This is a genomic window from Moorena sp. SIOASIH, from assembly GCF_010671925.1.
Lineage (GTDB): Bacteria > Cyanobacteriota > Cyanobacteriia > Cyanobacteriales > Coleofasciculaceae > Moorena.
Genome location: NZ_JAAHIH010000001.1, coordinates 1,292,665 through 1,306,377, shown reverse-complemented (window position 1 = coordinate 1,306,377; position 13,713 = coordinate 1,292,665). Strand labels below are relative to the sequence as shown.

Annotated in this window: 14 protein-coding genes; 5 read left to right on the top strand and 9 right to left on the bottom strand. The window is 42.6% G+C overall.

The annotated features are described in order from the left end of the window. Window positions 1–35 precede the first annotated feature (35 nt). From F6J90_RS05835 to F6J90_RS05820, 4 genes are all read right to left on the bottom strand, one after another. Window positions 36–236: a hypothetical protein gene (locus tag F6J90_RS05835; RefSeq protein WP_008182153.1), complete on the bottom strand. Its 201-nt coding sequence runs from the start codon at window positions 234–236 to the stop codon at window positions 36–38. A gap of 133 nt (window positions 237–369) precedes the next feature. Further along, complete coding sequence (locus tag F6J90_RS05830) at window positions 370–1,461, bottom strand: glycosyltransferase family 4 protein (protein WP_293091514.1); 1,092 nt, start codon at window positions 1,459–1,461, stop codon at window positions 370–372. Between the two features lie 226 nt (window positions 1,462–1,687). After that, window positions 1,688–2,884: a HEAT repeat domain-containing protein gene (locus F6J90_RS05825; RefSeq protein WP_293091513.1), complete on the bottom strand. Its 1,197-nt coding sequence runs from the start codon at window positions 2,882–2,884 to the stop codon at window positions 1,688–1,690. Between the two features lie 309 nt (window positions 2,885–3,193). Further along, window positions 3,194–4,180 (bottom strand): DMT family transporter, encoded by a 987-nt coding sequence (locus F6J90_RS05820; protein ID WP_293091512.1) that lies wholly within the window; start codon window positions 4,178–4,180, stop codon window positions 3,194–3,196. A 360-nt stretch (window positions 4,181–4,540) separates the two neighbouring features. On the opposite strand from F6J90_RS05820, the gene F6J90_RS05815 reads away from it, so the two are divergent. The 3 genes from F6J90_RS05815 (at window position 4,541) to aroH (ending at window position 7,213) form a co-directional block, all read left to right on the top strand. Further along, window positions 4,541–5,863 (top strand): transposase, encoded by a 1,323-nt coding sequence (locus F6J90_RS05815; protein WP_293091511.1) that lies wholly within the window; start codon window positions 4,541–4,543, stop codon window positions 5,861–5,863. Window positions 5,864–5,926: 63 nt separating this feature from the next. Then, window positions 5,927–6,751, top strand: a complete 825-nt coding sequence (gene sppA, locus F6J90_RS05810) for a signal peptide peptidase SppA (protein WP_293091510.1) — start codon at window positions 5,927–5,929, stop codon at window positions 6,749–6,751. A 75-nt stretch (window positions 6,752–6,826) separates the two neighbouring features. Continuing rightward, a complete protein-coding gene (gene aroH / locus F6J90_RS05805; protein WP_293091509.1) occupies window positions 6,827–7,213 on the top strand; it encodes a chorismate mutase in 387 nt (128 codons plus the stop codon). Window positions 7,214–7,444: 231 nt separating this feature from the next. On the opposite strand, the gene crtR is transcribed toward aroH, so the two are convergent. The 5 genes from crtR to F6J90_RS05780 form a co-directional block, all read right to left on the bottom strand. Beyond that, a complete protein-coding gene (crtR, locus tag F6J90_RS05800) occupies window positions 7,445–8,347 on the bottom strand; it encodes a beta-carotene hydroxylase (protein WP_293091508.1) in 903 nt (300 codons plus the stop codon). 310 nt (window positions 8,348–8,657) lie between these two features. After that, on the bottom strand, window positions 8,658–8,939 hold the full coding sequence (locus F6J90_RS05795; protein ID WP_293091507.1) for a hypothetical protein: 282 nt from the start codon (window positions 8,937–8,939) through the stop codon (window positions 8,658–8,660). A gap of 60 nt (window positions 8,940–8,999) precedes the next feature. Further along, the gene (locus F6J90_RS05790) at window positions 9,000–9,236 is read right to left on the bottom strand and encodes a hypothetical protein (protein WP_293091506.1); all 237 of its coding nucleotides are present in this window, start codon (window positions 9,234–9,236) and stop codon (window positions 9,000–9,002) included. Window positions 9,237–9,702: 466 nt separating this feature from the next. Further along, a complete protein-coding gene (locus F6J90_RS05785; protein WP_293091505.1) occupies window positions 9,703–10,095 on the bottom strand; it encodes a hypothetical protein in 393 nt (130 codons plus the stop codon). Further along, a complete protein-coding gene (locus F6J90_RS05780) occupies window positions 10,061–10,303 on the bottom strand; it encodes a 1-acyl-sn-glycerol-3-phosphate acyltransferase (protein WP_293091504.1) in 243 nt (80 codons plus the stop codon). Before F6J90_RS05780 ends, F6J90_RS05785 begins: the two co-directional genes overlap by 35 nt. A gap of 588 nt (window positions 10,304–10,891) precedes the next feature. Here F6J90_RS05780 and metG point away from each other — a divergent pair. Continuing rightward, window positions 10,892–12,508 (top strand): methionine--tRNA ligase, encoded by a 1,617-nt coding sequence (gene metG / locus F6J90_RS05775; protein WP_293091855.1) that lies wholly within the window; start codon window positions 10,892–10,894, stop codon window positions 12,506–12,508. Between the two features lie 105 nt (window positions 12,509–12,613). Then, window positions 12,614–13,216: an NYN domain-containing protein gene (locus F6J90_RS05770; RefSeq protein WP_008182130.1), complete on the top strand. Its 603-nt coding sequence runs from the start codon at window positions 12,614–12,616 to the stop codon at window positions 13,214–13,216. The last annotated feature ends 497 nt before the right edge of the window (window positions 13,217–13,713 follow it).

The window sequence follows — 13,713 nt, the reverse complement described above, 5'->3', positions numbered from 1 at the left end:
TGTTTACCACTACCCAAAACTATATTGACAGAGTACTAGCTAAGTGAAGCATGACTACGGTCATAGGTAGAGCGGAAACTAGGATGGGGTTTACCTTGGATAGTACCCCAGTAGTCAGAATCTAAGCTATCTAGTCCTACTTCGGAAGCAACGCGACCGAGCATAGATTGCTGACGATTTTTGATCATGTGATGGTGATTCATCATCAGAGCCCTAGCTTTTTCTTGAGTAGACATTTTCCTTTCTCCGATTGCTTATATGGGATTGTGATGGGATTAACTTCGGTTTACTAACCCTTACATTTATAACTATAGCAGTTATTCTGTATCAAAAACTACAAAATTACTTTTATTTACAAATCTTAATACACTAGCAACTATCACCACTGTCCTTCAAAATATCCCAGAGCCACTGCTCTACGCGATCGCCCATGGCCTGATTAGAGTATTTAACTTCGAGGAGGCGACGGCATTCACGGCGGTCAATTTTATCCAAGTTTCCCAAGGCTTCTACCAAGCCTTCCACAGAATCGGGTTCTACCAAAAAGCCATTTTTACCATCTTCGATAATTTCTGCTGATCCACCACGGTCATAGGAAATGACTGGTACTCCACAAGCGAGGGCTTCCATGACCACAGTACTAAATGCTTCCACCCAATGAGGCGTCATCAGTAAGGCTCGACACTGGCGCAAGTATTTTTGGAGTTGATCAGTTGGGAGAAAACCCAGGTATTCTATAGGGGCATTGGGGTAATCCTGGAGAATCTGCTCCCAATAGGGTTTATTTTGTATAAGACCCATAATTTTCAGTGGCGTAGCCGTTATATCCGATGCTGCCACTGCATCTTCTAAGCCTTTTTCTGGAGAAATTCGACCCACCCAGCCGAGCCAGGGTGAGGGGGAGTCACAAAAGGAATACATAGACAAATCAATGCCATTGCCCAAACAACGACAGCGATTCTTGAAGGTAAATGTTGCCCCTTGAGCCATTGAATGAACCCCTATTGTGCCAGGGAAATTAATGGCAACTTGTTCGATGATCTGATCCATCCCCTCGGTTAATGAACCCATACTAACTAGGTGAGCAATGGGACGAGTGAAAAAGGGGGTTAGGTAAAACGGTAACCAGTCGTAGGCAAAGTTTACAATCAAGTCATAGTGGGTTTGAACTTGTCGCCCATAGTCCCACATATTAGCCAATACGGAGGATGGGGGGATGATAGTAGGAGTGTCTCTTGTTTGAGTTTGAATACTAGTTTCGAGAACACCATCAATTTCTACCAGAGGTATTCCCCAAGCTGTAGATCCTTTAGTTGCCACAATTGTGATCCTGTGACCCCGATTAATCAATTCCGTAGCAATGTTACGTAAAGTCAACTCAACCCCACCACCTAACCCTGAACCCAACGGACCAACTGGGGTGGAAATTAATAGCAATTTCAGGGAATTTATTTGGCTCATAAATTTAAAATTAACCCTGGCAATTTGATAATCAAAACGATAACTATAAGATTTTAATTAATTTTGAATTCAAAACATTTATTACTGTAAACATCTTCAAGCACGGTAAGTAAAGCTGAGTAAACTTTTATTCTATGCTATTCCATTTTAACGGTTTACACTTCTCTATCATAGCACGGTAAGTAAAGGTTACTAAACTTTTATTACCTGTTATGAATTTCCCTAACTATTCGCTATTATCTTGGTAATGGTTTGAATTATTTTCTGATGAATTCAGGGAATGTTGTGCTGGTGGCAAACTATCAAGATTAGGGGTAGGGCGCATTTTATTAAACTGATCGATTGCCCATGTTGCCGTTTCTCGCACTTCGGAATCCGGGTCATCCGTAGCGTGACGCAACATCTGCAAGACTTGATTTAGTAATTCATAAATTCGGGTTGCATCCCGAATTGCATTTTTACGCACTTGGGCATTGTCATCCTGCAAAGAAATGGCTAGGGCTTTGTTAATCGGTTTGAGGGTTTTGGTGCTAATTTGGGATAAGGCTTCCAAAATCAAGCCACGCTGCTTAGAATCAGAATCTAGCATTAAGTCCACTAGGGGCTTTACTGCCCTGGAATCCCCCTTTTGGGCTAATTCCCAGATAGCTTGTTGTCGCTTTTTTGGGTCTGGGTCTTCTAATTCTCTGATTAATTCCTCAACAATACTAAATTTAGTCAGGCGAGTGGTCTTTTTGACATGTAAAGAATCAGCTAAGGACTGAGGTTGAGGATTGCTAGGATTGGCAACATCATAACTAGCGCTATGGTTATAACCGCTCTGAGGATGGTGGTTTTGGGAGTCAGTTGACACTTGGACTGTGAGGTTATTGACTGTAGTATCTTGTTTAGCTTGGTTTTCTGTGGAGGACGCTAATTGTGAGTCTACGGGTCGTTTTGGTTTAGTCAGCCACTTGAATAGGAAAAAACCGCCACCAGCCATGATGATGGCTGGGATAATCAGCCAAGATGACGGGCTCTTTTCCTGGGTCGAAGGTTCCGTAGTAGTCGATTCGGCTGCCACTAATTGACCTGAGTTTGGAGCTGGACTCGTGCTGGTGGTTGTCGTCTTAGCAGCGTAGGCTTGCTCCAATTCCTTCCTAGTAACAGAATCAACAACACCCAGTTTTCTCAATCCAACGGATTCTTGGAATAAAGCGACTGCTTTCTCTGTACCCTCACCATAAACACCATCTTCAAGCCCATCGTAGAAGCCAAGATGCTTTAGCTTGGCTTGCACAAGAGCCACCTCTTTGCCCCGACTCCCTTTGAGCAGAATTGGTGGGTCAGTTTCTGTGGCAGAAGTGGAAGATTGAGCGATTACCAACGGGTCAGGGAGGTTGTTGGGTGAAAATGCGTTCGCGTAGTGGTTCCTAAGGAACATCGCTTTTTCTAATTTCACCGCTAGGCTGGGTGCTGGGAACCAGCCTAGGCAGTTCAAACATGTAGCTACAAGTATGATAGACCAATGGCGAGTCATAAAATTATACAGGACTCGAATGTGAACGCCAATTCTAGCTTACGCACTTAACACACAACCCTAAATCCCATGTGCTTTACTCGTTCGAGCAACATAATTTTGGCTCGATTAATCTCAATTGTATCAAATCGGCTTCACTGCTGGGTTTCTGGTAGCTTAGCACTACCTTCTTCAGACTCAGTTGTTGTTTCCACTGCCAGTTTTCCGCTCTGGCTAGCCGCTGTTGTTTGCCAGCCTTGCTTTGATCCGAGTGGCTATTTGTTCCCGCTGATTGACTAGATAAACGCTGAGCAATGTCAGGCACACACCAGTCCACTGTAGAGAACTGAGTACCTCAGACAACACTAAATTCCCAAATAGTAGGGCAAATACTGGTGTCAGAAAGGTTAAGCTAGACAGACTAGTGAGATTCCCCTTGGAGGCAAAGTAGAAGAATATACCGTATGCGATCGCACTCCCGAAAACAGCGGAGTAAGCTAATGCGATCCAGCCAACTCCATCAATCTTCACCCATTGCTGGGATTCTATGACACTAGAGAGGGCAAATAACGGTAATCCTCCTAGGATCATATGCCAACCAACAGCTGCAACTGGGTCAGCATAGCGGCTGATAATGGGAACCATTACGGTGCCTACTGCCATGGAAAGGGATGCTAAGAGCATCAGCCACTCCCCATGATCAAACAGCTGTTGCCAGCTTAATTCTATAGCTTGAGCGTTGCCAGTAAAAAGGCTGAGAATCCATTGATCGGGCAACCCAATCAAGCTGATTCCTACTATACCAAATCCTAGTCCTAACCAACCCCAAAGTCCAATCAGTTCACCAAAGAGCAATCCTGATAGCAGGGCGACCACTAGGGGTTGACTATCAATCATCACCGAACCCAAACCCGCGCCAGTCCTAACCAATCCCTGGGCTAGAAAACCCTGAAACATTGCCCCATCGACTAAGGCAAATAAGCTAATCCACAGCCAGGCTAACCCACCTTTCGGCTGGGGGCGACCCATCACAGTTGCTGCTACTAATACTAAAACTCCTGCTGGTACTAACCGCACCCCAGCCATAAACAGAGGGGTTGTGTTGGGGATCACCCCTTTCATGGCTACCATAGCTGTACCCCATAGAAAAAAGGGGGAAATCAGCAGTAGTGAACCTAGTAGTGACCTTGGTGACAGTATTGTGTTGGCTTTTAGTTGCATAATCCTGATTTATGATGAAGAACGAAAATAACCGACACTCAAGCAGCTGTCAGAAATTTGATTTAGATATTGACTTTAGATATTGACTTGGATCAGGAGCAGGGGGGCTCAGGAGCACAGTAGTGAGTTTTGGAGTTTTTCGAGCTTACTCAACAACATACAATTTAAATGGGCGACAGCTTAAACCAGCTTTTCATATTTGGTTAGACAATTGGTTATACTTAATCTTTATTTATTTATTTATTTATTTATTTATTTGAAGCCCCTTAGCTGACGAGGGGCTCGATGTCCCGAAAACAGTTAATAATCTTAATCAACTCAACAGTTATCATGCTGCTGGCTTGTGTTAAGATTTGTTCTATGACACTAACCATGAACTATACTTATCGAATTTATCCGGATGCAGCTCAACAAGAAGCGATGTTGAGTTGGCTAGAGACTTGTATGCGACTTTATAATCGTTGTTTGCGAGATCTAAAGGATTGGATGAATAGTCGGAAGTGTCGGATTGATAGGTGTTCAATCAACAGGGAATATATTATGTCGCCTGACATATCTTTCCCTGGTTACAGTTCACAGAAGCGACAGTTAACGCAGTGGAAAAAGACCGAACCTGACTTGCAAGAAGTGCATTCTCAAGTCACTCAAGATGTTGTTAAACGTCTACATAATTCTTGGGAATCATTCAAGCAGAGAGGACGAGGTTTTCCACGATTCAAAAAATATGGTCGCTATCAGTCATTTTTATTCCCTCAGTTCTCAACAAATCCACTCAGGGTCAATCAAATTAAGCTTCCCAAGATTGGGTTGGTAGACATTAACTTACACCGAGAAATACCTCATGGATTCAAAATCAAGGGTGTAAGAGTTGTATCGAGATGTCGAGGAACAAAATGGTTTGTAGTGATTACAATTCAAGCTGATTTATCTGTCCCCGAAACTTCTCCTTTTGGAAGAGCAATTGGGTTAGATGTTGGGTTAATAGATTTGCTAGCTACATCAGATGGATTAACAATTCCTAGACCGAAGTTTTTTGGCGATCTACAAGGCAAGCTTAAATTACTGCAACGTAGATTATCCCGAAAACAAAAGCGGTATAAGAACTACTCAAAAGCCCAAATCAAGGTGGCGCGATTACATCACAAGATTGCTAATACTCGGAAAGATTTTCACCTAAAAATAGCACATCAACTTTGTGACCAAGCCGACTCGATTTTTGTTGTTGGCGAAGCCTGTCCGAAGGACATAGACATTGATTACAGAGTGATGGCTAAGGGATTTCTAGGTAAGCATTCTCTGGATGCCGGATTTGGTCAGTTCAGAGATTTGTTGAAATGGGTGTGCTGGAAACGAGGGAAATTTTTTTCAACCGTTGACCATAAAGGCACATCTAAACAATGCCCTGAATGTGGATATCAGTGGAATAACAATCTATCAATCCGTTGGCATACCTGTGATGAATGCGGGTATTCAAATAATCGAGATGTCGCCAGTGCAGAAATAATTCGTAATCGTGGAATTGAAAAGTACCCAAGGACTATTGGGGAAAGGAAACTGCCTGCTGAGTGCGTACTGTCGGGGATTTTAAATCTAGATAAGTGCAACGCAGGAATGCCTAATCGTGAGGTTGGGAAGCCCGCGCTGTACCGCGCTTTTCAGCGTCGGGAGGATGTCACAAAATGATGCAAACTATATATACAAGCTCCAGTAATCAGTTAAATCTAGACTAGATACTCACAATCACCTATGCCTTGGCCGTTTAAACGCAAATCTCTCAAACAAATTGCTCGAATTGAAATCACGGGGGCGATCGCTGGTGGTACCCGTAAACGGGTCCTCGAAGCCCTAAAAACTGTTGAAGAAAAGAAATTTCCGGTCTTACTATTACGGATTGACAGTCCTGGTGGTACAGTGGGAGATTCTCAGGAAATCTATAGCGCCTTGGTGCGGTTGCGAGAAAAGGTGAAGATTGTAGCTAGCTTTGGCAATATCTCCGCATCCGGGGGTGTTTACATTGGCATGGGAGCGGAACATATAGTAGCGAACCCTGGTACAATCACTGGAAGTATTGGTGTGATTCTGCGGGGAAACAATATAGAGCGCTTGTTGGATAAAATCGGTGTTTCCTTTAAGGTCATTAAGTCAGGTCCATACAAAGATATCTTGGCGTTTGACCGGGAACTGACTGAGCCGGAAAAAACTATTCTTCAAGAGTTGATCGATACCAGTTATCAGCAGTTTGTACAAACTGTTGCCCAGAGTCGCAAGCTAGATGTAGATGTGGTAAAAAGTTTTGCTGATGGTAGGATTTTTACTGGTGAGCAAGCACATAACTTGGGGGTCGTTGATCGCCTGGGAACTGAAGAAGATGCCCGTTGCTGGGCAGCGGAATTGGTGGGTCTTGACCCAGAGAAAACCAAGTCTTTCACCATCGAAGAACCCAAACCATTGTTGAGTCGCTTGCTACCGGGTAACCTTATGCGCAATAGATCTCAGATATCTGTTGGTATAGATTGGTTAGAGTTTGAACTATCAACTAGCGGTCAGCCCCTATGGTTGTACCGACCATAAGATAACATGGAGATTTGAGATTTCACAAAGCGTGTATGATCTCAAATCTCCCAGGGAAATTCGGAGGATCCTACCTTGCACTGGAGAGTTAGAGCAATTCGAGGCGCAACAACTGCCTCAGAAAATACAGTAGCAGCGATTCGAGAAGCAGTGATGGAACTGCTAGATGAACTCGAAGCTCATAATCAAATCGACCATCAAGAAATTATTAGTGCCATTTTCACCACGACCCGTGATTTGGATGCTAAATTTCCAGCTGCGATCGCACGAGAACGTCCGAATTGGGATCATGTTCCTTTACTTGATGTGCAACAGATGCATGTCGAGGGCAGCCTAGAGCGTTGTATCCGGTGTTTAATCCACATCAACACTCCTGTTTCTCAACTTGAAATTTATCATCCCTATTTACGTCAGGCTAAAAATTTAAGGCCTGATTGGACTTTAGCTCAACTCAGCCGTTAGTTGTCAGGTTATTTCTACTAACAATGGGGCTTAACCCTACCAATTAGCCAGCGGTAAGTTCAAGTTTTATTAGTCATTAGTCAAAATAAAATTGTTAATGGTCAATGGTCAATGGTTAATTAACAATTAACCATGAAAAATTAACAATTAACAATTAAAATGAAGACAATTTTATTGATTCAAATGTATCAATGGTCAACCATCAATGGTCAACCATCAACAAAAAAATTTTCAGCTTGATTCGGTTTGTCTATTAGATGATTTGCGGTGGAAACGAATTCCTAAAAAGATGTCGTATATAAAGTTCCAAAAACTATTTCCGGCCAGAAGTCCTAGAGATTGATCACAACCTTTGTCATCTAAAAGGGGTTTAACAGCACGGTAGGCGGGCTGATACTTGTACCAGGGTATGGTCGGCCACAGGTGATGAATTAGATGATAATTTTGTCCCATAATTAGCAGGTTGATGATGGGACTGGGGTAAACTCTAGCATTTTTCCAGCGATCACGTTCTTTGAATGGACGATGGGGCAAATAATCAAAGAACAATCCTAGCGCTATACCTACAACTAATGCTGGCACAAACCAATAGTTCATGATGTAGTCTAAAAAGCCGTATTGACAACCAAGATATATGATGATGGCGATGAATAGACGGCTAAAAAACCACTCCCATAGCTCATACTTACGCCACAAACGGCGCTTGAAAAAAAATATTTCGTGATAAAAGAAGCGGACTGCAATTAACCACAGCGGACCACCAGTGGAAACAAAATGATCGGGATCATTGTCGGGATCGTTAACATTGGCATGATGCTGCATATGAACCCGCGTGAACACTGGGAAGGTAAAACCTAACATCAAGGCGCTACCATGACCCATTAGGGCATTGACGTAACGGTTTTTGTGGGCAACATGGTGAGAGGCATCGTGAATGACTGTTCCTACCATGTGTAAGGCAAGGACATTAATGCTAAAGCAGCAAGCGTTAGGCAAATCCCAAAGCCAGTAACCACTGGTGGAACAGACCACCAAGATGATCGCCGCCACAAACATGAGTAACGTTAAGTTAAACTTATCCGGGGCACCCAGGAACTCCTTGGGCACTGTCAGCGGCTTGATGGCCTCCGACATACTTGTTTTTTCTCCTTTCTACTGTCTTTTGGTAGTATAAGGTACAATGGCTCAATTATAAAGATTTGTTAAGATTAGAGCTTCTAATCAGAAACTAGAGTCAATTTCAGGAAAATCACTCTCGTCACGAGGGGAGTCACCCTCCGGCACTCCTTTTAATCCCCTTCTGCTTCTGCGAAGCACAGGGGTTTTCAACTGCGGAGCTGATAATCTTCTACAGGTTAACCTCTGTTTGGATTAGGCAGGCGTGACCACTCTCGGGAAGCACCATCATCTTTCCTTGGGGGAAACCGCTAACTAGACCCAAAGCTTACCTAACCGAGGGCAAGAGTTGGTCAGCAGCACTAGCAATGATTAGGATATATTGAGTTAGACTGTTTAGTTGGATTTGTGAAACATTAAACTCCATGACCAAAGACATTCCCCAGCTAGCAGTTTTTTTGAGACACAGACTGTATAGCCTCCAGCCTCCAGAAAAGCACGGCGCTCGATTGGGGCAGTTCTGCCTAACGCTAATCAGAACGGCAAAAGTTCCAAGGCTGATGCTTGATATACCTACTCTGGAAGCCAGCAAATCAATTGTGTCCCCCATTTCAGCCCAGGTCGTTGGTTAAAAGAAGTAGCTCGGTTACTCAAAATAATCCGGTCAATCCTATGGGGGGTTTTCAGAGCTACCTTCAAAGCCAGACAGACTTCCTTTGGACTCGCCACACAGATAAACGTCCTGTGAAGCTCCCTCGTTGAGTTCCGCTTCAATCAGGTTAACCACTACCCCTGCCAACTTCTGAGAGTTGCTTAAATCATCCGTTGGGATCGCCAAACAACGGACATCAAAAGCAGTTTCTAAATGTTGAGTCTGTACTGCCAACAGCTCACCCTTTCGAAGCATCCCTGGTAAATAAACAAATAGTAGATAATCACCGATTAGACTGTCCCGGAGTCAAGAAAAACGGACAACTCTTAACTTTCCGCATTGTTGACTTTGAGTATGAAGTATGAAGGGAAGCAGGTCAAAGTTGCAGAACATATGAACTATTTACTATCAGAGTAAGCTAAAACACATGAGGGGGCTATAGCTTTAGTACAAATGCTCTGCATAAGTGAAATGCTCCCAGTAGGAAATAGGAACTAGGAAATAGGAACTAGGAAATGAGAACTAGGAAATTGGTAGTTTAACTTCTGGTTATGGATCAAATTTTTATTCAACCATAAGTGAGCCACAAACAAGCAGATTTTATCCTTTATCCTTCATACTTCATACTTGATACTTTATCCTTGATCCCCTGTAGTAACCTAGAAATTTAATCTTGGCAGGTCTTAGTAATGGGGCAGACAATCTGTTTCCCTTGATAGTGTTACAGCTGTTTCTGTGTAATCCAAGAGGAATGTCCAACTAATACTACCACACGGCGATGAATAACCATCGGATGCCAACCCATTTGTTCAAATAGGGGTTCAGATGGGTCAAACAAAAGTAACCATCCCAGCGGTATCACTGAGTGTACGATTTCTTCTTGGGAAGCGATCGCTAATAGGCGCGGCGCTGCCTGTTTAACTGATGTCCACAAAGCTAAGTGGGCAAAGCCTTTATAAAACTTACCTATTGCCAAAGGCTGAGTCAAATTCACCATTGGTTGGGCTCGGACTAGAAACACCCCAACCCAATGATTATGTTCGAGAAACTGACTTGCCTGTTGTAAAAACGCCCACAGTCTATGTTCTAGTTTTTCTAGAGGGAAACAACCCATCTGCTGGACAACCCACCCGCATCACTGGTACTTGTCCGATGTAATGATCACAAGCAATGGGGATTGGTTGCCCTAAGGCTACCATCAACAACGGGACATCTAGAAAGCCACGATGGTTGCTCACTACTACAACGGCAGATTTATGAGAAATGCGATCCTCATCGATATTGGAACATTTGTCTTCCCATTGCAGCAAGCAGCGCATCATAAACCTGTAGGGGAAGATGGTCAGACATCAGTTTCAGTCATCAATTTCTAATCTAAATTAACATTTCTTAACATTATTTTCAAATTCTATCTATTGACAGATGCCTTAAAGTAGAGATAATCAGGTGCAACACAACTAATGGTGATAGACTGCCAGTGACTACAAGTGTGTAGCTTGACACATTAGGCATGAAGCCAGTAGTAGAAAAAGCCTGTTAAATCTAAACTAGACTACTAACTTATGTTAATAATTAATTTTCTTTATAATCAAGTGACAGAAGGTGGCCTTGATTCTATTCCTTCAAGGGAGTGGCATAACTCATCGGCTGCTTATCATTAGTCTTTACTCATGAGTAACAGACTAAGGAGTAATGACTCGAAACCCCACAACTAAAATACTTGGGATGAGTTACAAGAGAATAAACAATTTTGAGTAACGTCAACTAAAAAGTAGCGACAGATACTTTTTATAAAAGGTTAAAACTTAAGTAAATCTGATTAGATAAATACTACATAAAGTAACAACTAAAATTAATACTAGTAGCCATACACTAGGTTATAAATCACTTAAATAAGTTAAATCAGTTGGCTGGAGGGCGTTTTTAACACTCATATGATTCATACGAATACTACTAAAAATACATTTGCCATTACAACACCCCTTTACTATGTGAACGACTTACCCCATATCGGCAGTGCCTATACCACCATGGCATCTGATGCAGTAGCTCGTTTTCAACGGTTACGGGGCAAAGACATACTGTTAATTACTGGCACAGATGAACACGGACAAAAAATTCAGCGGACTGCTGAAACTCAAGGGGTAGATCCTCAAGTACATTGCGACAAGATAGCTGCTGGATTTGATGTCCTCTGGCAAAAGCTCAATATCCAGTATGACCGTTTCAGCCGCACTACCGCTAACCGCCACCAAGCCATTGTCAAAGAATTTTTCATGCGGGTTTGGGATAAAAGTGACATTTATCTGAGTCAACAACAAGGGTGGTACTGTGTCTCCTGTGAGGAATTTAAAGAGCAACGGGAACTTCTACCTGGAAACCGCTGCTCGATTCATCCCAATCAAGAAGCGGAGTGGCGAGATGAACAAAACTACTTTTTCCGGCTCTCTAAATACCAAAAACAGCTAGAAGAACTTTACCAACAGCGACCGGATTTTATCCAACCGGAAAGTCGCCGTAATGAAGTGTTGAGTTTTGTCAGTCAGGGACTACAGGATTTTTCGATTTCACGATTGAATGTCGATTGGGGCTTCCCAGTACCGGTTGATCCCAGCCACACCATCTATGTTTGGTTTGATGCCTTACTAGGCTACGTGACTGCCCTATTGGATCCCGATAGTGAACCAACTCTTGATAATGCCTTACAAAAATGGTGGCCGATCAATATACATCTTATCGGTAAGGACATACTGCGCTTTCATGCTGTATACTGGCCTGCCATGTTAATGTCAGCCTCTCTACCTGTTACAGGTCAAGTATTTGGTCATGGCTTTCTGACCAAAGATGGTCAAAAAATGGGAAAAAGTCTAGGCAATACCCTAGACCCAGTGGAGTTGGTAGATAAATACGGTGCTGATGCAATTCGCTATTATTTTCTAAAAGAGATTGAATTTGGGCGAGATGGGGATTTTAGTGAAACCCGTTTTATAGATATCGTCAATGCGGATTTAGCCAATGACCTAGGTAATTTGCTCAATCGCACCTTGGGCATGGCTAAAAAGTATTGTCAAGGTATTGTTCCAGGTTTAACTGGCTCAGATATTTCACAGGTCAATCCTCTGCTCGAAATTGGCTTAGATCTCGGTTCACAAGTCGCTAGGGCTTATGAATCCCTAGCGTTTAGCCAAGCTTGCCAAAAAATATTTACTCTGATTCGAGCCAGTAACAAATTTCTAGATCAGCAAGCTCCCTGGAGCTTGTATAAACAAGGAAAACAGCAAGAGGTTGAACAAGTGTTATATACAGTTTTAGAGTCAGTGCGCTTAGCTGCCTATCTCTTATCACCGATTATTCCCAGTATTAGTACGGAGATTTACCAACAACTAGGTTTTGCCATCGACTTTAGCCAAAAAGAACAGATCTTTTTGGCTGCGCCCTATGTATCCCATGCATCTTGGGGGGTTTTACCTCAAAACCAGAAGCTAGGAAAACCCAAACCGGTATTTGCACGACTGGAACTCACCTAATTTGGTTCCGTCTTATTAACCAAAAACTTAATCGGCATCTTACCTTAATGCTGATTAAGTAAAAAGTTTTTTAAATTTTTTTTTTAACAAAGAGGTATAATAAAAATGCTGAGCCATTATAATCATGACCCAATTTTTACACCTGAACAAGTCCTAGAAAACCGTGGTCGTGTTGCCATCTTTATCGATGGTTCAAACTTATTTTATGCTGCCCTGCAACTAGGGATTGAAATTGACTACACTAAGCTATTGTGTCGTTTGACAGCAGGGTCTAGGCTACTACGCTCTTTCTTTTACACTGGTGTTGATCGTACTAATGAGAAGCAGCAGGGCTTTCTTCTCTGGATGCGTCGTAATGGCTACCGAGTAATTGCCAAAGATTTAGTGCAGCTACCAGATGGCTCAAAAAAAGCTAATCTGGATGTAGAAATTGCTGTTGACATGATGGCACTAGTGGGTTCCTACGACACAGCAGTTCTAGTCAGTGGAGATGGCGATCTTGCCTATGCAGTGGATTCTGTAAGTTATCGGGGAGTTCGGGTTGAGGTAGTCAGCCTACGCTCGATGACCAGTGATAGTCTCATTAATGTAGCTGACCGCTATATTGACCTTGATACCATCCAAGAAAGTATCCAAAAAACACCCAAACAAAACTATACTTACCGTCCGTTGTCTGGGTTCAATGTGATGGATGAACAGCACAAATAGTTTGGTGATTAGTGATTAGTGATTAGTGATTAGTGATTAGTGATTAGTGATTAGTCATTAGTGATTAGTCATTAGTCATTGTCATTGGTGATTAGGGTCTGTCTGATGGGGTCGAAACTACGATGTAGGTGTGTGGGCGTTTGTTTCTCATGTCTTGTAGCATTCGGGCAGTAATTAGTGGCTGAAACCCTATAGTTTATGTCCGATGCTTTGCCCTCCTATAGTTGACATACAAACCTTATTCATGGAGTAGGGTAAACCATCTAAAAACTTAAAGCTAAGCAACTACGTCAAGTATAGATGAGGGGGTAACAGGTCACCTATAATCATTAACTCATCTGGGTTTGGTCAATTAAGTTACAAAACTTATATCCAACTTGAAGGAAATAATCAGGGATTGAGTTCTCAGTCATTGAAAATATTCTGCCGAGCGCTGAGGGGGTGAAAGGTAGGCTATAATCCTTATCTGGTCATGATGCGCGTCAATTCAGTTACCC